Origin of the sequence: Variovorax humicola (assembly GCF_037889915.1) — a bacterium.
GTDB classification, from domain to species: Bacteria; Pseudomonadota; Gammaproteobacteria; order Burkholderiales; family Burkholderiaceae_C; genus Variovorax; species Variovorax humicola.
Window position 1 is genome coordinate 20499 of the sequence record NZ_JBBKZV010000019.1, and the last position, 20633, is coordinate 41131.

Annotated in this window: 22 protein-coding genes and 3 pseudogenes; 15 read left to right on the top strand and 10 right to left on the bottom strand. The window is 64.1% G+C overall.

Annotated elements, in window-relative coordinates; all coding sequences use genetic code 11:
• Positions 1 to 271: 271 nt before the first annotated feature.
• Together WKW80_RS37395 and WKW80_RS37400 are read left to right on the top strand one after the other, a co-directional pair.
• Positions 272 to 721, top strand: coding sequence for a zinc ribbon domain-containing protein (locus tag WKW80_RS37395; protein WP_422822954.1), 450 nt, complete (start codon positions 272 to 274; stop codon positions 719 to 721).
• Positions 645 to 1070 (top strand): adenylate/guanylate cyclase domain-containing protein, encoded by a 426-nt coding sequence (locus WKW80_RS37400; protein WP_422822956.1) that lies wholly within the window; start codon positions 645 to 647, stop codon positions 1068 to 1070. Before WKW80_RS37395 ends, WKW80_RS37400 begins: the two co-directional genes overlap by 77 nt.
• A 172-nt stretch (positions 1071 to 1242) precedes the next feature.
• On the opposite strand, the pseudogene WKW80_RS37405 reads toward WKW80_RS37400, so the two are convergent.
• From WKW80_RS37405 to WKW80_RS24090, 4 genes and pseudogenes are all read right to left on the bottom strand, one after another.
• Positions 1243 to 1311 (bottom strand): annotated as a pseudogene (locus tag WKW80_RS37405) (histidine kinase dimerization/phospho-acceptor domain-containing protein); the annotation flags it as partial.
• Positions 1312 to 1400: 89 nt separating this feature from the next.
• Positions 1401 to 1976, bottom strand: a complete 576-nt coding sequence (locus WKW80_RS24080) for a M23 family metallopeptidase (RefSeq protein WP_340366098.1) — start codon at positions 1974 to 1976, stop codon at positions 1401 to 1403.
• Between the two features lie 7 nt (positions 1977 to 1983).
• The gene (locus WKW80_RS24085; protein WP_340366099.1) at positions 1984 to 3018 is read right to left on the bottom strand and encodes a L,D-transpeptidase family protein; all 1035 of its coding nucleotides are present in this window, start codon (positions 3016 to 3018) and stop codon (positions 1984 to 1986) included.
• A gap of 127 nt (positions 3019 to 3145) precedes the next feature.
• Entirely contained in the window at positions 3146 to 4165 is a 1020-nt protein-coding gene (locus WKW80_RS24090; RefSeq protein WP_340366100.1) for an extracellular catalytic domain type 1 short-chain-length polyhydroxyalkanoate depolymerase, read from the bottom strand.
• A 499-nt stretch (positions 4166 to 4664) separates the two neighbouring features.
• On the opposite strand from WKW80_RS24090, the gene WKW80_RS24095 reads away from it, so the two are divergent.
• The 6 genes from WKW80_RS24095 (at position 4665) to WKW80_RS24120 (ending at position 11126) form a co-directional block, all read left to right on the top strand.
• Positions 4665 to 5432, top strand: coding sequence for a histidine phosphatase family protein (locus WKW80_RS24095; RefSeq protein WP_340366101.1), 768 nt, complete (start codon positions 4665 to 4667; stop codon positions 5430 to 5432).
• Positions 5429 to 6397, top strand: a complete 969-nt coding sequence (locus WKW80_RS24100) for an NAD(P)H-hydrate dehydratase (protein WP_340366102.1) — start codon at positions 5429 to 5431, stop codon at positions 6395 to 6397. Before WKW80_RS24095 ends, WKW80_RS24100 begins: the two co-directional genes overlap by 4 nt.
• Positions 6398 to 6567: 170 nt before the next feature.
• Positions 6568 to 7275: a glutathione S-transferase family protein gene (locus tag WKW80_RS24105; RefSeq protein WP_340366103.1), complete on the top strand. Its 708-nt coding sequence runs from the start codon at positions 6568 to 6570 to the stop codon at positions 7273 to 7275.
• 28 nt (positions 7276 to 7303) lie between these two features.
• Positions 7304 to 9361, top strand: a complete 2058-nt coding sequence (locus WKW80_RS24110) for an AsmA family protein (RefSeq protein ID WP_340366104.1) — start codon at positions 7304 to 7306, stop codon at positions 9359 to 9361.
• A complete protein-coding gene (locus tag WKW80_RS24115; protein WP_340366105.1) occupies positions 9358 to 10491 on the top strand; it encodes a YihY/virulence factor BrkB family protein in 1134 nt (377 codons plus the stop codon). Before WKW80_RS24110 ends, WKW80_RS24115 begins: the two co-directional genes overlap by 4 nt.
• A gap of 254 nt (positions 10492 to 10745) precedes the next feature.
• The gene (locus WKW80_RS24120; protein ID WP_340366106.1) at positions 10746 to 11126 is read left to right on the top strand and encodes a hypothetical protein; all 381 of its coding nucleotides are present in this window, start codon (positions 10746 to 10748) and stop codon (positions 11124 to 11126) included.
• On the opposite strand, the gene WKW80_RS24125 is transcribed toward WKW80_RS24120, so the two are convergent.
• Complete coding sequence (locus WKW80_RS24125) at positions 11108 to 11404, bottom strand: hypothetical protein (protein ID WP_340366107.1); 297 nt, start codon at positions 11402 to 11404, stop codon at positions 11108 to 11110. The two genes, WKW80_RS24120 and WKW80_RS24125, sit on opposite strands and share 19 nt — an antisense overlap.
• A gap of 207 nt (positions 11405 to 11611) precedes the next feature.
• Here WKW80_RS24125 and WKW80_RS24130 point away from each other — a divergent pair, with 207 nt between their 5' ends.
• Together WKW80_RS24130 and WKW80_RS24135 are read left to right on the top strand one after the other, a co-directional pair.
• On the top strand, positions 11612 to 11791 hold the full coding sequence (locus WKW80_RS24130; RefSeq protein ID WP_340366108.1) for a DUF3606 domain-containing protein: 180 nt from the start codon (positions 11612 to 11614) through the stop codon (positions 11789 to 11791).
• Between the two features lie 6 nt (positions 11792 to 11797).
• On the top strand, positions 11798 to 12046 hold the full coding sequence (locus WKW80_RS24135) for a hypothetical protein (RefSeq protein ID WP_340366109.1): 249 nt from the start codon (positions 11798 to 11800) through the stop codon (positions 12044 to 12046).
• 189 nt (positions 12047 to 12235) lie between these two features.
• Here WKW80_RS24135 and WKW80_RS24140 read toward each other — a convergent pair whose 3' ends face one another.
• Positions 12236 to 12433, bottom strand: coding sequence for a hypothetical protein (locus tag WKW80_RS24140; RefSeq protein WP_340366110.1), 198 nt, complete (start codon positions 12431 to 12433; stop codon positions 12236 to 12238).
• A 110-nt stretch (positions 12434 to 12543) separates the two neighbouring features.
• Between WKW80_RS24140 and WKW80_RS24145 the strand changes: the two genes are divergently transcribed.
• The 3 genes from WKW80_RS24145 (at position 12544) to WKW80_RS24155 (ending at position 15411) form a co-directional block, all read left to right on the top strand.
• On the top strand, positions 12544 to 12918 hold the full coding sequence (locus WKW80_RS24145; protein ID WP_340366111.1) for a response regulator: 375 nt from the start codon (positions 12544 to 12546) through the stop codon (positions 12916 to 12918).
• Between the two features lie 273 nt (positions 12919 to 13191).
• Positions 13192 to 14217, top strand: a complete 1026-nt coding sequence (locus WKW80_RS24150; protein ID WP_340366112.1) for a tyrosine-type recombinase/integrase — start codon at positions 13192 to 13194, stop codon at positions 14215 to 14217.
• Between the two features lie 600 nt (positions 14218 to 14817).
• Positions 14818 to 15411, top strand: a complete 594-nt coding sequence (locus WKW80_RS24155; RefSeq protein ID WP_340366113.1) for a hypothetical protein — start codon at positions 14818 to 14820, stop codon at positions 15409 to 15411.
• 29 nt (positions 15412 to 15440) lie between these two features.
• Here WKW80_RS24155 and WKW80_RS37410 read toward each other — a convergent pair.
• From WKW80_RS37410 to WKW80_RS24170, 4 genes and pseudogenes are all read right to left on the bottom strand, one after another.
• Positions 15441 to 15776: pseudogene (locus WKW80_RS37410) on the bottom strand (H-NS histone family protein); the annotation flags it as partial.
• Positions 15777 to 16683: 907 nt separating this feature from the next.
• Complete coding sequence (locus tag WKW80_RS24160; RefSeq protein ID WP_340366114.1) at positions 16684 to 17364, bottom strand: redoxin domain-containing protein; 681 nt, start codon at positions 17362 to 17364, stop codon at positions 16684 to 16686.
• 304 nt (positions 17365 to 17668) lie between these two features.
• A pseudogene (locus tag WKW80_RS24165) lies at positions 17669 to 17839 on the bottom strand (IS5/IS1182 family transposase); the annotation flags it as partial.
• A gap of 300 nt (positions 17840 to 18139) precedes the next feature.
• The gene (locus tag WKW80_RS24170; protein ID WP_340366115.1) at positions 18140 to 18583 is read right to left on the bottom strand and encodes a c-type cytochrome; all 444 of its coding nucleotides are present in this window, start codon (positions 18581 to 18583) and stop codon (positions 18140 to 18142) included.
• A 233-nt stretch (positions 18584 to 18816) separates the two neighbouring features.
• Here WKW80_RS24170 and WKW80_RS24175 point away from each other — a divergent pair, with 233 nt between their 5' ends.
• Positions 18817 to 19254, top strand: a complete 438-nt coding sequence (locus tag WKW80_RS24175; RefSeq protein ID WP_340366116.1) for a hypothetical protein — start codon at positions 18817 to 18819, stop codon at positions 19252 to 19254.
• Between the two features lie 96 nt (positions 19255 to 19350).
• Positions 19351 to 20439, top strand: coding sequence for an adenylate/guanylate cyclase domain-containing protein (locus WKW80_RS24180; RefSeq protein WP_340366117.1), 1089 nt, complete (start codon positions 19351 to 19353; stop codon positions 20437 to 20439).
• Positions 20440 to 20633 lie beyond the last annotated feature (194 nt).

Here is a 20633-nt window from a genome sequence, read left to right on the forward strand (position 1 = left end):
TGCTGGCTGGACAAACGCATGAGCGCTTGTGATGCTGGCCCGCGAGCAACATAATCGGCCCCGGCAACTGCACGAAAAGAATATGAAGATGCCTCGTCGACTTGGAGCGCCAAGCGCGGGGCAATCCTCACCGAGAGTCTTCCACCCTGAGGTTGCGCGAAAACCGTAATGGTCGTCGCCTGCATTGGATCAACCCTGGTTGCGAGGCAAGCCCTGTCTCTGGTGTCGCTTAGATCGGTCGGATTCAACAGAGCAGCAGACGGAGTGGGCGATGCGATGTCCTGTTTGCGACGCCGAAAACCCCGAGAGACTGAAGTGGTGCGGTGCATGCGCCGCTTCACTCGTCATCGCATGCCCGAGATGCGGGGCTGACAACCCTTCGCGTTTCAGGTTCTGCGGGCAGTGCGCTGCGCCTCTTTCGAACCCGATGCCGGTCGGTCGTACAGCTGTGCTGGACGCGAGCGGCGATACGGCGGAACGGCGTCACCTCACCGTGATGTTTTGCGACCTGGTCGGCGCCACTTCCCTTTCGGAACGACTGGATCCAGAAGACATGCGCGAACTGCTGCAGGCCTATCAAGCCGTGAGCGCCGTCGCACTCGGAATTCGATGGGCAGGTCGCGCAATACCTGGGAGATGGCGTACTGGCGTATTTCGGCTATCCACTCGCACACGAAGACGACGCGCAGCGTGCGATCAGGGCGGGACTGGAGATCATTGACAGGGTCGATCGCATTGCCCAGAAGGCTGACGTCAAACATCCCCTCAAGCTCGCCGTGCGCGTCGGCATTCACTCGGGTCTTGTCGTCGCCGGCGAAATGGGCAGCGGAAACTGGCGAGAGACACTGGCCGTGGGCGAGACGCCAAACGTCGCGGCAAGATTGCAGGCGCTTGCGCAGCCCAACACCCTGGTGAAGATGACCACCTGCTTGAGCTTGCGTGCGCTGGTCTGCCGTCCACTCGCCCAGCGTTTCGTCGACATCGAGCGACAAGGCCAGGCCTTGGCGCATTGCACGCTCTCGCACCAGCGTCGTGCAGTTGTCGAGGAGCGCCTGCAGGTTGAACGATGAAACGTCGAGCTCCATGCGTCGGGCCTCGACCTTCGACAGGCCCAGGATGTCGTTGATCAAGCTCAGCAGATGGTGGCCCGAGCTGTAGATGTCGTGCAAATACTCGAGTTGCTTTGCCGTTCACCTCGCCGAACACCTGCTCGACCAGCACTTCCGAAAAGCCGACGATGGAATTCAGCGGCGTGCGCAACTCATGCGACATGTTGGCCAGGAACTCAAGATACTCCCGCACGCCAGGCATGTCGATCCGTGTGACCACGTCGTGTTCAAGGCCGGGCCCAGACGTCGGACCCTGCGCTGGCAACAAGTTGAAGATGCGCGTGAGATCACCTAGCGCGCCTGGCGCAATGCCTCATACGGATTCAGCGCCTCGCCCTTCCACCACTGCTTCTCCGGTCCCAACCGGAATACGGCGAAGTGAAGGTGAGGCGCCTCTGGCGGCGCGTTGCCCGTCGTGCCCACGTAGCCGATGAGATCGCCGCGCCGCAACACCTTTCCTTCCTGCAGGCCAGCTGCGTAGCGGTCCAGGTGAGCGTAGTAGTAGGCCAGCCTTTCGGTCGGGTCGAACTGGTAGATCGTCAGGCCGCCGGGTTTGCTGGTAAACAGCCTGACCAGCGTCCCATCGTCCACGGCAAGGACCGGGGTGCCACGCGGCGCGGGAATGTCGAGGGCCTCATGCCGGTGGCCGGGCCGCCCGTCGTCGAACGTGTCCTTCAGCCCGTCGACCGTCATGCCTTCGATCGGGAATCGCAGCGGGCGAGCGGCCAGTAGCGCGGGTCCGTCGGCAAAGGTCGACGTGGGCGCAGCGGAGATAGCGGGCGATGGTGCGGACGCAGCGCCCTGCGCCATCGTCCCTGCGGCCACCACGCACCACAGCGCAGCCACCAATGCCTGACGCGGATTCAAGATCGCCTCAGGCCTTGACCTCGACCGCAAAACCGGGCTTCGCGAGCAGGGAGACGCGTGCGGCATCCCAGTTGGTCATGTGGACGCAGCCGTTCGTCTCTTCATGGCCGACACGATCCGGCGCCGGTGTGCCGTGAATGCCCCAATGCGGCTTCGACAGGCCCATCCACACGTTGCCGACCGGATTGTTGGGCCCGGCCGCAACCTCGACCTTCGTCGCATCGGCCGGCGCATTCTTGAGGATCGAAGGGTCGTAGGTAAACGTCGGATTCTTGACCTCGTTGGTGATCTTCATCCTGCCCAGCGGCAACGGATCCAGCGGGCCGCCAATGCTGATCGGAAATCCGGCCAACGGCTTGCCATCGCGGTCCAGCACGAAGAGCATGTGTTCGCCCTTGTCGATCTCAATCGACCTGGCCGCCTTGACGACGCTGTCGTCCGCCGCGCCCCCCACGTTGGCGACAATGATTTCATCGCCGGCCTGGAAACGCGCGCCTGGGTTGAGGTTGGCCAACGCACGGGGCGACATGTGATGCCTCTCCGACAGCGCCTCCCGCAGGTTTTCATAATCGAGCGACTTCAGCCTGGCGCGCTCGGCCATGTCCTTGGGTGTCGGTGTGAACGGGCCGGCCGCGTCGTTCGCGGTCACCGTGTAGGTCGCGAACAGAGGTGCCGCGTCGGCACGCAGGGCAGCCCATGTGGCCGCGTCGATCTTGCCGCTGGCCGGAATGCCATTGGACTTCTGGTAGGCCGCGACCACCCTGCGCATGTTGGTACCGAAGCCGCCATCGATTTCCCCGGGCGAGAACCAGGCGCGATCGAGCAGGATCTGCGCCCGCATCACCGCTGCGCCGCGCGAGCCTTGTGCCAGCGTGGGGGTGTCGTGCGCGGCGTTGAGCTTGTCGATCGATCCGACACCGCCGGGGGCTTCCGCGCTTTTCGCGGCGGCCGGCGGTCGGCGCGTGGCCAAGGCAAGCCATGGCGTGGCGGCAGCCGCCAGCGCAGTGGCGGTCATCAGGAATGTTCGGCGTGCAGAGGTCATGGTGGACTCGTCAGGTATGGACGCCCAAGCCTGTTTCCCGATCGAACCGGAGCCTGTAGTCGCAGGCAGACAAAGCGCCTCGGCACAACGCGCGTCTTTCGGGCTGCCGCCAGCTCGGCCAGTGTCTTCACTGCCGAAATTGCTTCGATGCGAACGTCCACGCCATGCGCGACGCATCCGGCCCTTTGTCGTCGCTGAAGAACTCCTTTGCCGCGCCCCCGCTCCATGCGTGCCCCAGGCGCGCGACCTCCACCAACGTGGCGATCGTGCTGCCTTTGCGCTTGTAGTCGGTCACGTTCGTGGCATAGCGGGTACCGCGCTGCACGCTGCGGGTCGCAGTCGCGCGCGCGCCGGCGGCTGCCGCCCAAGCCTGCACCGCCGCGTGGCCGTTGTGTGGCGAGACCACCCGGTCCAGGCTGCCATGAATCACCATCAGCGGGGGCCATGCCGCAACCGCCCTCAACGGCCTTGCCGCCAGCGACTTCGTGGCCCTCAGGCCGTGCATGGCGCCGACCGCCGAAATTGTCGAATGCGCTGTCCCCGGCGGAATTCCGGAATGCATGACGACCGCCTTGAACCGGTCCGGATGCCGGGCGACGAGCAGTGCGGCCATGCTGGCACCCGCCGAGAGGCCCACCGCGGCAACGCGGGCACGATCGGCCCCATAGAGCAGGGTCGCCTGGTCGATCGCACTCATGATGAGCGAGGCTTCGCCATAGGCCCGGCCGCCGGTGGTGTCGAACCAGTTCCAGCAGCCTTGGGGATTGGAGACCCGGTCCTGTTCCGGGTAAAGCACCATGAAGCGCTCGCGCGCCGCGATAACGTTCATCCGGGTGCTGTTGGCAAATGTCCTGGCGTCCTGGCTGCAACCGTGAAGCATGACCATCAGCGGCAATCGCTCCCCGACCTTGACATGCGGCGGCCGATAGAGCCGATAGCGGCGCATGCCAGCGGCGCCCATTGCCACGCCCTGCAGCCATTGCCCGGCCCCCGCGGGCGGCTTGCGCTTCTTGAGCGTCTGCCGCACCGTCTGCTTGACCATGGAGGCCATCGCACTCTGCCCCGCGCGCATTCCCTGCCGGGTCATCGACACAACGCTGCGCTGGAAGATGCTGCCCCATGTCGGGGCCTTGTATCGCTTCGCCACGGCCGCGATCAACGACGTGTCTTTCTCCTCGCGGCGGGCTTGCCTGTCTTGCCGCTCCAGAAGTCGAGCATTTGACGTGCGGCTTCCGCTTGCGCGGTCGCCACATTGCGTTTGGCCGCTGCGGTTGCCTGGCCCCTCGCAGAGCCAGCGGCCCGATTCGCCGCACTGAGCCACATGCTCATGAACGGGTTCTTGGTGGTCCAGGGATTGCGCATGGGTGTCCTTCGTGAGCCAGGATGTTCGAACCGCACAGCATGCGGTCCGCCGGCACGTCGACGCCGGACGCTTTTTGCGCGATAGCGCGTGGGCATGTTCTTACGTACCAGTTCCAGGATGTGCTGGCGGCGTATGACGCGCTGAGGCAGACCGCGCTAGCGACCCGGAAGCGGTCGCGCTCTCACCGCCCATCGACGATGTGCTCGCGCAAGCGGCTTTTGCCTACGAGGCCGTTGTTCAATCACTTTTATATTGACCGCTCACACTACTCACAACTCCGACCATGCAAGCCAATTGGCCCGAGGTGCTCTGGATCGTGCGGCACGGGCAAAGTGCCGGCAATGTCGCGCGCGATGCGGCCGAGGCCGGCGGCCTCGCCGTCATCGATCTTGCGTGGCGCGACATCGATGTCCCGTTGTCAGAACTTGGTGTGTCACAGTCGACTGCGCTGGCCGAGTGGTTCGGCAGGCTGCCGGCGCAGCAGCAGCCCGAAGTCGTGATCTGCTCGCCCTACTTGCGCGCCCTCGAAACGGCGCGCCTTGTCGCGGAGCGTTGCAACGCCATCGCCACGCATGCCACGCTTCGCATCGACGAGCGCTTGCGCGAGAAGGAATTCGGCATCCTCGACCGGCTGACCAAGTTCGGCATCCAGCAGAAGCATCCCGAACTCAACGCGCAGCGGCTGCACGTCGGCAAGTTCTACTTCCGGCCGCCCGGTGGCGAGAGTTGGTGCGATGTGATCCTGCGGCTGCGCAGCTTGCTGGAAATGATCACGCGGGAGTACGCAGGCCGTCGGGTGCTGGTGGTCGCGCATCAGGTGATCGTGAACTGCACGCGCTACCTGCTGGAACACATGGACGAACGCCGGATCCTCGATATCGACCGCCAGGGTGATGTCCCCAACTGCGCGGTGACCTCTTACAGGTCGGAACGCGGTCGCAACGACGACGAAGTCCTGCAGCTCGAGCTTGTCAATTTTCTGGCGCCGCTGGAAGAGGCGGCGACGGCAGTCACGCGCGCACCGGACCAGCCCATCGCTGCGAAGCCGTGAGCGAGCTCTTGATGGGAACGCGTGCATCGTCCGCGACGCTGTTGACATCCGCCATGCTCTCGCGCTGGCCGCTTCCCGATCACGGGAGCGACGCCGACAAGGAAATTCGCGGACATGTTCTGATCGTGGGCGGCAGCGTCGAGACGCCAGGTGCCGCCATGCTGGCGGCCATCGCAGCGCTGCGCGCCGGCGCGGGAAAGCTCACGATTGCCGTCCCCGCTGCCGTAGCGCAGGGCTTGGCGCTGGCCGTGCCGGAGGCACGCGTCATCGGCCTGCCTCTCTCGTCGGGCGGCGGATTTCTCGCGCGCGGCAGCGACAGGCTCGCCGCGCTGGCCGGTGCCGTCGACGCCGTGGTGCTGGGCCCCGGCATGATGAATGCGCAAGGGACGATCGGCTTTGTGCGCGGCTTGCTGCCCGCTTTTCGACGAAGCACCGTGGTTCTGGACGCATTCGCGATGGGCGTGGTCCGGCATCTCTGTCTCGACCAGCCCGTGGTGATGACGCCGCATGCGGGCGAGATGGCGAACCTGTCGGGGCTGACCAAAGAGGCCGTGTGTGACGATCCCCTGAGTACCGCGATCGCCGCGGCGCGTCTGTGGAACGCCTGCGTGGTGCTCAAGGGCGCTTGCTCCTACATTGCACAGCCCGACGGGACAACCTGGCGCCATGAAGGATCGACACCGGGCCTGGCCACCTCCGGCTCGGGGGATACGCTGGCCGGGGTCATCGGTGGACTCGCCGCGCGCGGATTGGCACCGGCCGTGGCCAGCGCGTGGGGCGTGGTACTCCACTCGCGGGCGGGGGCGGCGCTGGCGCGACGGCACGGTCCGCTGGGATTTCTCGCGCGCGAATTGCCGGGCGAGTTGCCGCGACTGATCCAATCCGCGAGTCGGCCGCGCCGCTCACAGGAAGGACGGGCACGGCCGCGCCTGGTGACGCGCAGCGCCATCGGGCGACCCAGTTAGCGATTCGCACCGGGCAAGCCAAAACGATCAGCCGCTTGTCGGGAAGCGATGGCGTCCCAACCCACATCGCGGTGCGCCCGGCGCCTATACACGATCGTCAATCCGGCGAAAAAGCTGTCGATCTAAAAGCAGTCGACCTCACTCGCCGGAGATGCCGAAAGGACCGCGCCATGCCTCCAGACGCAATCGATTCTTCCAAGCCTGCTGAGATCTCGCGGGCACCCTACATCCTCTATGGCGCGCCGGGCTCCGGCGCCACCCCCATCCATGCGGCACTGACGCTGATCGGCGCATCCGTGAGCGTCGTGGATGTCGCTCCCTGGCGCAACGAGCGGGAGCGGGACAAGCTCAACAGCGTCAACCGGATGCGCCAGGTGCCGGTACTGGTTCTTCCTTCGGGAGAAGTCATGACCGAGAGCGCGGCAATCCTCATCTGGCTGGGCGATCGCTATCCGCAAGCACGCCTGGCTCCTTCGCTCGAGGACCCGCGCCGTGCGCAGTACCTGCGGTGGATGAGCTTCGTCTCCTGCGCAATCTACGCGCTGTACTGGGTCCGTGACGAACCCTCGCGACTCGCGCAGGACCGTGCGGCCCAAGTCGTGATCGAAGAGCGCACGGCGGAACGCATTGCGGCCTGCTGGCGCGTCATGGACGCCGAGATGACACGAGGGTCGCCCTACCTGCTTGGCGGCGACATCGGCGTGCTCGACCTGTACGTGACCGTCGTCTCGCGATGGCAACCGCGCCGGCTGCGGTTCTACCGCGAGGCGCCGAGGATGGCCGAGATCGTGCGCCGAGTCGATGCCGAACCGCGATTGACGCAGTCCTGGGCGGCGCGCTACCCCTTCACGACCGATTGGGAAAGCCAAGGGCCCTGACCGCGCTGGCCGCCCTGGAAATCCACCCATGTATCAACGCACGCTCGCACCCCTGCGCCACCATCCCGTGCTGGTCGCCTGCGGGGCCCTGGTCCTCCTGCTGGTCGCACTCGTCGTCCTGTTCGACTGGAACTGGGTGCGCCCACCGCTCGAGCGCTATATCTCGCAAAAGACGCAGCGCGAGTTCCGGATCTCCGACCTGCATGTCCGCCTCGGGCTCACACCGACGATCCGGATGCGCGACGTCTACTTCGGCAATGCGGCATGGTCGAAGGACGAGCCGGCCATGGCGAAGATCGAAGCGCTCGAGTTCTCGGTGTCCTTGCGCGATCTACCGGAGAAGGTCCTGGTCCCGCGCGTGGCGCTCACGCGCCCCGAACTGGTCTTCGAGCGCCTGCCCGACAACCGCAAGAACTGGATCCTTTCGGACCCCTCCGACACGTCGCCGAGCAAGTTGCGCATCAGCACGCTGTCGGTCGACCACGGCCACCTGCGCTACGTCGACCATGGCGAACCCTTTGTGCTCGACGTGCAGGGCAGCACGTTCGACCCGGCCGCGCAGGAGAAGGTCAAGGACGCCGATGCGAAGCCCGCGAACAACCGCTATTCGACGCAGTACGACTTCAAGGGGGCATACCACGGCGCTGCTTTTTCGGGCCGGGCGCTGACCGGCGATGTGCTGAGCTTCCAGGAGTCCGGCGTTCCGTTCCCGCTCAAGGGCGAGCTCGATGCGGGAACCACCCAGCTTGCCGTCGAAGGCACGATTGCCGATGCCGCCAACATTTCCGCCATCGACACCCAGTTGCGCATCAAGGGCCTGACGCTCGCGAACCTCTACCCGTTTTTGCTGCTGCCGCTGCCGGCTTCGCCGCCCTACCAACTGCAAGGCCACCTGATCCTGAAGGGCAACCGCTACACGATGGACGACCTCGCCGGCAAGATCGGCTCGACGGACGTCACCGGCAAGGGTGCCTATGTCGACAAGAAGCCGCGCCCATTGCTGACCGCCGACCTGCACAGCAAGCTGCTCAACATCGCCGACCTGGGCCCGCTGGTCGGCGTGCAAACCAAGGGCAGCGGCGGCAAGCCGGCGGCGTCGCAGGCCGAAACCCGCAACCGTCCTGCCGCGAAGGCCAAGGAAAGGGCGACCGACCCCGACCATGTACTGCCGGCGGGTACCTTCGAGGGCAGCCGACTGCAGAAAATCGATGCGGAAGTGGACCTGATCGCCACCAGGCTCGTCGTGCCGGACGCGCTGCCGCTCGAAAGCCTGAAGGCCTCCCTGCGCCTGCACGATGCCATGCTGGAGGTGGCGCCGCTGGATTTCGGCTTCGCGGGCGGGACCATCGCATCGCGGGTGTCGCTCGATGCGCGCGAACCGACCCTCAAATCCGATGTCCAGGTCGACCTGCAGCGTGTGCGCGTCGACCACCTCGTCCCCGACAACGAGACGATCGCCAAGGGCGCCGGCCGCGTCGGGGCAACGCTGCACCTGAAGGGGACCGGCAACTCCATCGCCGACGCGGCCGCCCAGGCCGACGGGCGCATCGCGGTCACCGTCGTGAACGGACGCATCTCCAACCTTCTGGATGCCGCCAGCGGACTCAATGGGGGCAAGGTGCTCGCACTCCTGCTCGGCGGCGACAAGGACATCGTCATCCGCTGCGGCGGCGTCGCCTTCGACGTCGCGGGCGGCCGCGGCAAGTCGACGCTGTTCGTGCTGGACACCGAGCAGACGCAGGTGCTCGGCAGCGGCCGGTTCGACCTCGAGCATGAACGCTTCGACATGACCGTGGCACCGAAGCCGAAGGAGTTCGGGCTGCTCTCGCTGCGCACCCCGGTGCGCGTCTATGGCAGTTTCAAGAGGCCGGACTACGAGGTCGTGAAGGGCCCCCTCCTCGCGCGCGCCGGGGGCGCGCTTGCGCTGGCGGCTGTCAACCCGCTGGCGGCCCTCCTGCCGTTGATCGAAACCGGGCCGGGCCAGGAAACAAATTGCGCGAACGTGCAGCAGGCGGTGGCGGGTGCCGCGCAGCAGGCTGGCGGCGCCAAGAGACCCGTTGTGCCCAAAGCAAGGAGGACGCCGTGAACCTGAAGCACCTCTACAACCTGTGTCGCGACGCGGTGATGGCATGGGTCGACGACTTCGCGCCCAGCATGGGCGCCGCCATTTCCTACTACACCATCTTCTCGCTTGCGCCGCTATTGGTGATCGTCATCGCGATCACGGGTGCGATCTTCGGGCGCGACGCGGCGCAGGCGCAGATCGTGGCGCAGATCGGAGGCCTGGTCGGCCAGGACGGCGCCGCGGCGGTGCAAGCCATCCTGCACGCCGCCGCCGATACCGACAAGGGTCTGGTGGCCGGTGCCGTCAGCGTCGTGGTGCTGCTGGTCGGTGCCACGACAGTCTTTGCGGAGTTGCAAAGCGCGCTCGACCGGATCTGGCATGTTCCGGAGAAAGAGAAGCCCTCCGGCGTCTGGGCTGTGTTGCGCGCCCGTGTGCTGTCGTTCGGGCTCATCCTCGGCGTCGCATTCCTTCTCATCGTCTCGCTCCTGGTGAGTGCGGCACTGGCCGCCTTCGACAACTGGTTTGGCGGGCTGATGCCGGGCTGGGAGGTGCTGATGCAGGCCCTCAATCTGCTGATCTCGTTTGGCATCGTCACCCTGCTTTTCGCGATGATCTACAAGCTGATGCCCACCGCGAGAATCGCTTGGCGAGATGTATGGATCGGCGCAGGCGTGACGGCGCTGTTGTTCGAACTCGGGAAACTGCTGATCGGCCTGTACCTTGGCAAGAGCGGCGTCACGCAAGCATTTGCGGCGGCGGGATCGCTGGTGGTGCTGGTGGCCTGGGTCTACTACGCCGCCCAAATCTTCCTGCTCGGCGCAGAGTTCACCAAAGTCTATGCCGATGCGCACGGCTCGCTCTCCGGGCAGAAGGCCGTTGCAGCGACCAGGCTCGGGGCGAATGTCCAAGCCGCTGGCACGTCGCAGGCCGACCTTGCACGCGCGACGGACAGCGGCGTGGCGGCGGTGGCCTCGGACGTACCGGACTACGCCGGGCTTGCGCTTGTGGCCGCGACCCAGCGCGAGGTGGATGACCGTGTCGCGCTGGCCACGCGCAGGCTGACGCGCCAAGTCGCGTTGCTGGCGGTGGTCACGCTGGCGAATTCGCTCGCTCGCCAACGCACCCGCCGCCAGAAAAAGAAAGCCATGTGAGGGCGTGGACTCGACGCGCACTCACCGAGACCCTCGCTCTCCTGCGGTCGCAGACCTGAAGTCTTCCTGCCGGCGCGGTTGCCGCGTTCAGAGGAGCGAAGGTCGCATAAGAGCCTTTGCGCGCCCGGCGGAGCTGCCACTGAATGACCGGTGCGTGAGTTGCACGCAACCCGGATCGTGAAAAAGTCACGGAATGTGCCCCCAGGCGCCAGGCGTGTAATTCGTCGGTACTACATATAGTCATAATTGATTACATGCAGAAACATTCTCAACCAACGAATGAATGGTGGCACGAGCGGCCCACCAAAATCGCAGACCTGCCCACCGGCTACCAAGTCCTCAGTTCCACGCGCCCCGTCAGCAACGATGTCTGGCCGAAGGCGACATTCGTCGTCTGTTTGATGTTCGCCTTGGTGTTGTCGCTCATCTCATTGATGACGGGTCAAGCTGAGCCTTCCCGAGGAGCGGAAGGGTCCGCGACGACACAGCGCGCAGCGGCAGAAGAAAAGCCGGCAACAGCCTCCCGACCGCAATTGAAGGAAAAAGACACGGCCGATCTGCGCCGGAAGCCGATGGACGTCGCCGGCGCGCGCCATTCGCTCAGTTCGCGTTTGATTCAGATACGCCGCGCGTAAGCCGTGCCGGGATTCTGAAGGCTCGTCGGCCTTGACCAGATCGGCGTGGCCCCCTGCTGTCTTCCTCTGGAGGTTTGATGGGCCGCGCCGATGACGATGATGACGATGATGACGAGTTCGCCGGACGCTCCAGCGTGAAGCAGTCGATTGAACTGGAGCGGCATATTCGAAAGGATCTCGCTGCGCGAACGTGGCGCCGAAACCTTGCGGGCTTTATCTTCGTGGTCGCCCTGGTTGTTGCGGTGTTTGTCATTCGGCATTGAAAGGAGATCGGTCAACGGCGGTCGCCGGCGGGACTGGTCTGGCCCGGCCTTGATCGCGGTGCTTTCGCTTCGACGTACAAGCCCTCGCCGGGCTCGTGAAGGCAACCGCAGTTGCAGGGGCACGCATGGCACGCTGTCCTGCAAGCGCGTTGCGAGTTGTCCGCTTTCGCAAGGCTCCCGCCGTGCAGAAGAGTGGCGCCATCACAGCGACCGGAGCACAACATGGCAGACGACCTTTCAGAACGCGGGAACCAGGACCGCACCCGGATCAACGTCAACGAGCCTCACGAGGTTCGGTACTGGACCAGCCGCCTTGGCGTCAGCGAAGACGAGCTCCGCAAGGCGGTCGCGGATGTCGGAGTCTCGGCCCAGCAAGTCGCCGAACATCTCGGCAAGGCCTGACAGTCCATGGCTGAGAACCTTACGCAGCCGTTCACATACCGCGGCTGCGAATTCACGTGCAGTGCCATCCAGACGGAGGGCGGCACGTTCCAGCCGCGGGTCATCTACCGGGGCGGAATGGCTGTCGTGCAGCAGGCAGAACTGCCGCACGACAGCGACCCTTATGGATCGGCCGCGGAGGCGCTGCGCCATGCGGAGCAACAGGCCGTTCGCTGGGTGCATGACCGGACCGGCGATGGTCAGGGCCGGTTTTGAACGAGCGACTTCCCGACGCCTTGGCCGTCAGGGTGCGCTCGCAACGGCAATCGAGCGAGAGATCTTGCGTTCACGGCACCCGCTGCAGCTTGCGAATCGCAACCTACACGAGGTTCGAGCAACCTCCCGCGGCGAATTTGCGCTGCATGCGATGGGGCGCTGTGGCCGTGGCGTCGGAATTCGCGTTGATCAGGAGTCGCTGGAAGCGTCAGCCACCCCGAACGCCTGACGAACTTCTTCCAGCGCCGCCTGCGCGAGTTTGACTGCCGAGTTCACGTCTGGCGCGTCCGGCGGCGCCCCCGATGGCGGCCGCAATGCAAAGGCAAGTCGCTCGCATGCGGCCTCCCATTTCAATCTGGCTTGGAGCTTCGCCGTCGTCTGTTTCATTGGTTCCCACGTCAAATCTTGCGAATCAATCCTACCCGGATGATTCCTGAGCGCCCACTCACGTGTAGATCAGCGCATTCAGAGTCGGTTCAACAAACAAGGGATTCAGAATGGCGCTCACCGTATTCCTGGTGGAAGACAACGAAAGAATCCGTGATCACCTGATCCCGGCGCTTGCGGAATTGGGATCGGCCAGCGTAATGGCAACTGCCGAATCCGAGCAGGAAGCGATTGACTGGTTGTCCTTGCACAAGGGCAAATGGGATCTTGCGGTCGTCGACTTCATCCTTCGCGAAGGGACTGGCCTGGGCGTTGTGAAGTGGTGCAACGGACGCGAACCCGGTCAACGGGTGGTCGTGCTGTCCAACTATGCAACGCCCGTGACGCGCTCGGCATGTCGAGATGCGGGTGCCGACGCCGTCTTCGACAAGTCCACGGAGCTCGAGGACTTCTTCTCCTACTGCCTGGAAAATCAAAGCTTCTGATTTTGGCCGCGGTGTCTTGGCTCTGGCGCCTGGCACTGGCAGGGCATCCGCCTTTGGGAGCACCGAACGTGGCGACGCCGGCGTGAGTCGTGCTGCATCTGTTCGAAAAGTCGCCAGCAGTCAAATTCGAACTGAAGCCAAAACCCGACCGCAAGAGAGTCTCCGCGGGATGGCTGTAAATAAGCTACCGGCGCGCTCTAACACGTGCACGATTCACCCTGTCAACTGCCACCAACCGTTGTGCAACCCAACGCCTTCCGTTAGTATATTTTCATGCTTACGCTCGCCCTGTTCTCCGACCTCCCGGCCGAAACTCACAGTGCAGCTTTCGAAAGCTGGCTGGCCGACCAACGCGCTGCCGGCACATTGCGCCAAGCCTCTTCGATCGCTGTCTACCGGGAAATGTGGTCCGCATTCACCGCCTGGTGCATCGGCGAGCAGCCTGCGGTGACGCTTGCATCGCTGGACATGCACGACCTCGAGGTATTCCACGCCGCGCGGTTCGGCACCAAGAGTTCGGACCTCTCACTTTCTCCTCGACATGCGCTGCGGTTGCTGCGCTTGATTGACAGGGTGCTTCGTCACCATGCCGCCGAGATGGATCAACCCGCCAACACAGCGGCGGCCGACTGGATTGCCGCGCACCCTGACGTTCGCTACGCAGATGCCGCGAGTGCCGACCCGCTTCCAGAGTTCCTGTCAACTAGCGAGGCCAGGCACCTGATCGCCTATCTCTCGGCCGCACGGCCACGACCGGGGCTGTCGGAGGCCCGCCGCAACAGCCACTCCTCGTTCACCTGGCAGGAACTGCGCAATCGCACCGCGGTGGCACTTCAACTGGGCGGTGGACTGACACCGGGCGACGTGCGGGTGTTGACGTTGAAATCGCCGACATCGCAAGGCGGCCGCGTGCGCGCGCGGCCCTGGAAAGTGTCGGTGCCAGGCAACGGCAATTCATTTCCGCGCGAGACGCCGATCGCGCCCTGGGCCGGCGAACTGCTGCAGCATTGGCTGCAGGTTCGTGCAGAGGCCGGCATCTTGGGTGAATTCCTCTTTCCTTCGACACGCACAGGCAAGCCATGGAGCAAGCTGTCGCACTACCAGTGCGCGCGCCAGGTGCTCGAAGACGCCGGCCTGGACAGCAGCGAGGGGGGCTCGTTCCGCTTGCGGCACACGTTCGCGATACGCCAGCTTCGCCGCGGGACGGACCCCGGTCAGGTCGCGCGCTGGCTTGGGATCGAACCGGAGGCAATGGCCAAGTACGACCGCGTCGTGGCCACCCCTACCGACGTGATTTGACCTTGGCCAAAGCCGGCACTGCCCGCTGTCTTCATGGGTGCTTGCCTCGCCACAAGCTGCTGAAGCAATTTGCCATGTCCAACAACATGGCCGCGCCAAGACATGATGGCCCGTCCTCGGAGGCAGGCCATCATGTCTGGTTTTGAGAAGGTTTTTCGTGTTCGCGCATGCGCTTTTTGAATAGAGCGTGCGCGGCCTTCACAACCTCGGCCGGACCGCGCAAAGTCAGTTCAGACCAACCTTCAGGCAATGCGTACTACTGAAACTGCTTGATAACAGCCGCACGGATTGCATCGATCGCTTGTCGATCAAAGCGAAGTCCTTGGCCGGCTTCATCGGTGCTTCATTTCCGAGGAAGAGACGTCTCCCGATCTCGACGGTTCGATCATCAAGACAACGTTCGCGAATAGCGACGAACGCGCGGGCCGGTGAGGCAAGCGGTCCTTCGCACAGCCGCTGCGCAGGCCCGGCGCGCTCAGCGCCGAGCGGAATCAGGCGGTGGAGGCTTCGGGTGCAATGGATGCAGGAGGCGCGGCCTGCGCGGTGGCGGGCACAACGGCAGCTGCCGGCGCGCGCTTGCGCGCAGGAGATGACTTCTTCGTGGCCGCCGCCTTGGGTGTCGCAGTCACATTCGAAACCGTCCTTGCAACCGTCTTTGCGGCCTTCTTCGCAACTTTCTTCGCAACCTTCCTGGTCGCCGTCTTCGCTGCAGCAGGCACGGCCTTCTTCGCTGCCGTCTTCGCTGTCGTCTTCGCTGCCTTCCTCGCGACGGGCGCCACTGCGGTTTCTGCAGGCTGGGTGACAGCGGCCTGCTTCTTCGCCGCGCTCTTCTTGGTCGGGGTCTGGGCGGTCGACTTCGTCGCAACGGACTTCTGTGCGGCCGCCTGTTTGCCGGCAGCTTTCTTTGCAGGAGTCTTCCTGGCAGAGGTCATTGCTTGTGCCGCATCGCTCGAGGGCGCTGGCGTCGTCGTGGCCGTTGTCGCGATCACGGCGGACTTCTTCGCAGCGGATTTCTTGGACGCTGACTTCTTGGCAGCCACCTTCCTTGCGGTCACGTTCGTGGCAATGGCCGGTCCTTCTGCGGCTGCGGATGCGGCAGCGGGCTCGACCGCCGCCTTCTTCGCCTCCTTCTTCGCAGTCGTCTTCGCCGTCTCTTGCGGAGTCTGTTCGGCGGGGGCTGCGACAGGAGATTGAGCCGGTGTCGCGCCCGTCAGAAAGCTCTCCAGAGACCGGCCGACAGCGAGCGCCTCGCGCAGCCAGGCGGGTCGCGGGCCGCGCCCGCCCCACTGCTTGCCTTGTCCGTCGCTGTACTTCGCGCCGCTCGCAACAACGGCAGGCTTGGCCTTGCCCTTCGCAGCAGGAGTGACAGCCGCGGGCTTAGAAGAAGCGCTGTCCACGCCGGCCGATGCGAACCGGAGATCCGAAGCGGACAGTCCGTGCTTGGCGATCAGGTCGTTGATCCTGGCAATGGCGCCTTTCGATTCAACCGCCTTTTGCTTGTCGGCTGCAGCCTGGAGTACGGCAATTTCGCGCAGGAGCTGGGCGTGGGTCTTGATCATGAGGAATTAGAAAGTTAAAGGTGCGCAAGTCTAATTACTTTTCTGGTGCAGCAAATTAGCGAGTCCGCATGGACAAATCATTTATCGCGCTGCTGTTGTGATTCGTGGGGCGGCGGCAACTCGCGCCAATATGAACTCAAACGCCTCGCCTGCATGCTGCGCGGCTGAGAAGATGGCGGTGCGATTTTTGCGATGGACCTCATCCCGGAGATCCTCCTCGGAGGGCGATCGATTCGCGCACCGCCTCAGCGGCCGGACCCAGCACGAGTCTGCGTCAATTCGTTTCATCCCGCTTCGACCCGTCGTTCTTCAGTCGATGCGGAGTGGTCTTGCCATCGCGCTCGACTCACGCCCCAATTGCTCAGCAAATGCCTCTCGATTCGGCGAATGGGTTCTCCGATCAATGGGGCCCGTCCAGCGCCATTCAGGCGACCCTGGGGCTCAAGCGACATTGCCAACTCGATCGCCGCCATCCCAATCCCCATAGCCTCGCAACCTATCCGGCGTCAGAGGGGCATTCTGCGGATTCGTCCCTCGAGGCTTGCCCAACACCTGCCCTCAGGCCGTCGTGCTGCTGGGCGCCGTGCATCACAAGGGCACGTATCGGACAACCTTAACGACTGCGGTCGTTCAATGTCGCGAATCAAGCTGGCGGTTTCGACCCTTTGCTGCCATTCGCCATGCGGGCGCGAAGGGCAGAGCATCAGCAAGAGAACTTCTTGTTCCCTTGCTACGAATGCATGGCTCACAGCGTTCCTCGATCAAGGCGATGATGAGCGCTCCGAGTGCTACCTTGCCAAGGCCGCTAGATTTTCGCGCAGGCGGGGGCCGCTCGCGATTCGCTGGCGGCATTGCCATTCCTGTGCTGACCACCTGCGGCAAATGCTCGCGGACGGTACGCAACAAATCAGCGTTCCAGTCTGCCGACGGCGGCGATGATCTGCGCCGCGGTCGGAAAGATGGAAATGCTGTTCGGCCCGTCGAGCGCCTCGATTTGCACCCATGCGACGACGCCCGCCGCATCGACCAGGAAGTGCCCGGCGAGTTGGGTGGGGTGGCTCGCCAAGATTGCATGATCGGCTTCATCCATCTCGAAGCCGTCCTTGGCGTTGAGTACGGGGTTGGCCGCCATCGGGTTCATCGGTTCGGGCAACTCGCCGGTCGGGTTGATACGTGCCGCTGCAAATTCCGCCATGCTTCCGCGATACGGCCATTCGGGCGTCTCGCTGCTGCCATCGGGGAGGAACTCGCCGCGCGGCACGCCGAAGGCCTGGTGCGTCAGGCAATCCGGGTCGCTGAGAAGCATCACTGGCGTCGGCCGGTAGCGGAAATACATGCGGGCGCGCTCCAACGGCGTGTTGATCACCGCCAGGGTCTCCACCCCAGCAGCGCGCAGGGCAGGCTGCACGGCGCCAAGCTGCACCACTTGGCGTCGGCAGAATGGACAGTGGAGCCCTCGAAAGAAGCCGATCAGAAACGGGCGACCACGCAAGCTGCCGAGCGAGAACATTCCTTCGAGGTTGGCCGCGGGAAGCGAGAATTCGGGCGCAGGTTCTCCTGGTCGCAGCGGGCGTTTCTGGTCTTCCACGGACTATTCCTTTGCTTTGGCGTTCAGGTGAGGACGAAAAATCGACCGTATCACTTGTCGCGTGACGGCACAACGCTCGATGATGGATGTCGCATTCGCCTTTGCGGCCACGGGAAGCGAGTAGTAGAGATCTCGAAATTGCCGCCGCATATTGCCGACCGAAAGAACGATTGGCCAATAGCGGGCTCCCACGCGACATAATTTGATAGTTCAATCTCAGCATTCAGAGTCTGTAGCTGGCGCTCAACATCGGGGTTCGATCGACAGCGATTGGCCGGGATGATGCGCTTGAGGCGCAGCGGCGAACGGCGTCCGCAGTCTCAAGTGCATCGAGGTAGCGCTGGATGCTCTGCTTGATTTGCTGTTGGCGCCCGTCGATCTTGCCGGGCGAGAAGTTGCGATCACGGCTATTGGCGGCTTTGAACTTGCTGCCGTCGATCGCCACTACAGCTTGACCGGAGAGCTTCAACTGTCTTGCGGCCGTTTTAGCGCGGTATGACCTTCAAGCGTGTTCAATCAAGCCGATGCAGGCAGATCGATTCTCAAGTATGAGAGCGGCTTGCGAGGAGCTCGAATGCACGCTGCAACGCGCGATGAGTAAGCGTCCTGCCGTCCCGCCCGCGCGGGTCTATCGGCGGGATCGTTGATCTCGTCGATGACGACGCAGTCTTCGTGGAACTTGACGATGGCCTTGTCCGGCGTGATCTGCCAGCATCATTGATTGGTTCCTCGATGCTCTTCATGCGGACGTCGGCGCGCCGAGTGTGCGAGCAAACTACTTCTTCCTGAAGGTGTCGTGGCAAGTCTTGCAGGTCTCGCCCAACGGGTCCATGGCCGCTTTCAGTGCGTCGAGGTTGCCGGCTTTCGCGGCGACCAGGAGCTTCTGCGTATCCGACATCAATCTCTCGTTCAGTTCCTTGAATTTCGCCTGCTCCTGCCAGATCTCCGGCTTGGCCTTGCCGCCTTCCGTGCCGGGTCCGAATCCGGCCCAGGGAAGCTTCGATATTTCGGCGACAACTTCCGCATTGGCCACCGCGGCCGTCGCGTCGTAGGGCACCCTGCCGCCGGCCATGGCACCCAGGCGGGCGACGTGCTGGCTCTGGATGAACATCGCGCTCTGGCGGTACTTGATGGCATCGTCGATCTTGGCGAACTGCGCGCCGGCCGACATGGAAAAGCCGCAAGCGGCAACCAGAATGAGGGGGACAAGGGTTTTCATTCGTCAATCCTTCTTGTTCGCGCGCCGCGAAGTACGGCGTCCTCCCAGTTTCGTCTTGCTGCGGTTCGAGACGGGAGACCGCCCGCGGCACGGTTGATTCCGCGCCAAGGCGGAACGTTCATTCCGGGAAACGCACGACCGGTTCAATACCCATGAAGCCGGCCGGGTCCTGAACGCCCCTCCTCAAACGGGACCCGCAATGGGCGCTGGGTTCGTCCAGCGGCTCCAGCCGCGTGACCTGCATCAACGCCGCCCACTGCGGGTCGGTGCGCCACTCGGCAGAGGGCGCCTGGCGGTCCGCGCACCTGCCGCCCGGACCATGGACCACAGCGTGGTGGCAGGGCTGCCTGCAGCAGCCGTTCGAACTGCCGGATCTCGTCGTCGCGGCCAACGAAGGAGTGCGCGGCGGCACTGGCCAGCCGCTCGCCGATGGAGCCAGCCGCACTTTGCATACCGCTATCGCAGCCATGCCGTGCGCGAATGCGAGCCAAGACCGCGTCATCAACGTCGAGTCGATGTACATCGTCCACGACGACATCGCGGCGGGCACGCCGGTACCGGTTCTGGATGAAGGGGACTTACGATCAACGTTGCGTTTCAAACTCGGATGCACATGCCGGCCAAGGTGCGGCTCTTCATCACTCGCTGGTCGAACGATTTCACGTCGATGACCATGAGCGCTTCTGGACCCGCGTGAGCGCGAGGCTTCATCGAGCCTGCGCAGGTCAACAGACGTCCGCCGGTGGTGCACTTAGACTCGAGCGCAGATGATCGCCACACTCTCCGCCGTCACGCGCGAACGCCTTCGGCGCTTCATGCGCATCATGCGCATGGCCGCGGTCATCGGTGCGGGCGTCGGTGCAATCTACGCGGGCGCAACTGCCGGACCCGGCGCTCGCTCGCTGCTCCATTCCCTCCTGATCTCGATACCGATTGGTGTCATCGACGCCCTGCTCATGGCTTCATGGATCGCCGGCATCGAGATGTTCCTGTTGCCTCGCGCTTCGATGCGCTGGCTCGACGCGCTGCCGTTCGCTGCGGTGTTTATCCTGAAGACGCTTGTTTACGGCGCGATCGCAGGGGCAGTCCTCGCCGGTCAGCCGGGAGAGCGCTTGTTGGGCGTCGTCGCCGTCTATAGCGCGCGCACCGGGCTGATTGCGGTTTGCCTCTCGCTCGTGCCCGTTGCCGTCATGGTGATGATGTTTCAAGCCGCGGGCCTCGTCGGCTACCGCACGTTCATGGCACTTCTGCTTGGAAAGTATCGCCGGCCCTACGCCGAGCGACGCTTCTTCCTCTTCGCCGACGTGGTGGGCTCGACCGCGATCGCCGAGCGGCTCGGGGCGCTGGAAGCACATCGCTTCCTCGCCGCAGTGTTTTCGGCGGTCGCCGAACCGATCGAACTGTGCCGCGGCGAAATCTACCAATACGTCGGTGACGAGATCGTCATCACCTGGGTCGAAGCCGACGGCGTTGCCAATGCGCGCGCGTTGCGCTGCTACTTCGCGATGCGCGCGGCGCTCGCCGCGGACGCGAACCGGTTTGTCCAACGCTTTAGCGTGCGGCCGGAACTACGTGCGGCCCTGCATCTGGGCGAGGTCATCGCCGGCGAGGTCGGCCAGGTTCGTCGTGCGATCGTCTTCCATGGCGACGTCATGAACACGGCCGGGCGCCTCGAGCAGGCGACCCGCGACGTCGGATGCTTCTTCATCGCATCGGCGGAAGCGCTCGCCTCCCTTGGTCCGCCGCCCGAAATCCGTACCCACGACCTTGGCGCGCTGGCGCTGCGCGGACGAGTCGAGCCGGTCCATGCGTTCTGCGTCGAATATTCGGATAGGAGCGCCTTGAAGAGCGCATGAAGGCCGCGCGACGAGAAGGAGTTCTTCGCTCCGGCGTACTGCTGCAAATCCGAAGAGGGTCGGGCGCTAGCTCCATCGAAAGCTGAAGTCCACTTGTCGACGTTTCGAATTCCAGGTTTCGGACGGCTAACCTTTGCTCAGGCGTATGTCGGCAACGGGGCGGCAGCAGCGTTAGCCATTGCGCAAGATAGTGT

Excerpts from the sequence above, each read along its gene's own strand:
- WKW80_RS24110 (WP_340366104.1), top strand. The coding sequence starts at position 7,304 with ATGTATCAACGCACGCTCGCACCCCTGCGCCACCATCCCGTGCTGGTC.
- WKW80_RS24140 (WP_340366110.1), bottom strand. The coding sequence starts at position 12,433 with ATGAAACAGACGACGGCGAAGCTCCAAGCCAGATTGAAATGGGAGGCC.
- WKW80_RS24170 (WP_340366115.1), bottom strand. The coding sequence starts at position 18,583 with ATGAAAACCCTTGTCCCCCTCATTCTGGTTGCCGCTTGCGGCTTTTCC.
- WKW80_RS24145 (WP_340366111.1), top strand. The coding sequence starts at position 12,544 with ATGGCGCTCACCGTATTCCTGGTGGAAGACAACGAAAGAATCCGTGAT.
- WKW80_RS24180 (WP_340366117.1), top strand. The coding sequence starts at position 19,351 with ATGATCGCCACACTCTCCGCCGTCACGCGCGAACGCCTTCGGCGCTTC.
- WKW80_RS24085 (WP_340366099.1), bottom strand. The coding sequence starts at position 3,018 with ATGACCTCTGCACGCCGAACATTCCTGATGACCGCCACTGCGCTGGCG.
- WKW80_RS24150 (WP_340366112.1), top strand. The coding sequence starts at position 13,192 with ATGCTTACGCTCGCCCTGTTCTCCGACCTCCCGGCCGAAACTCACAGT.
- WKW80_RS24095 (WP_340366101.1), top strand. The coding sequence starts at position 4,665 with ATGCAAGCCAATTGGCCCGAGGTGCTCTGGATCGTGCGGCACGGGCAA.
- WKW80_RS24105 (WP_340366103.1), top strand. The coding sequence starts at position 6,568 with ATGCCTCCAGACGCAATCGATTCTTCCAAGCCTGCTGAGATCTCGCGG.
- WKW80_RS37395 (WP_422822954.1), top strand. The coding sequence starts at position 272 with ATGCGATGTCCTGTTTGCGACGCCGAAAACCCCGAGAGACTGAAGTGG.
- WKW80_RS24130 (WP_340366108.1), top strand. The coding sequence starts at position 11,612 with ATGGCAGACGACCTTTCAGAACGCGGGAACCAGGACCGCACCCGGATC.
- WKW80_RS24120 (WP_340366106.1), top strand. The coding sequence starts at position 10,746 with ATGCAGAAACATTCTCAACCAACGAATGAATGGTGGCACGAGCGGCCC.
- WKW80_RS24135 (WP_340366109.1), top strand. The coding sequence starts at position 11,798 with ATGGCTGAGAACCTTACGCAGCCGTTCACATACCGCGGCTGCGAATTC.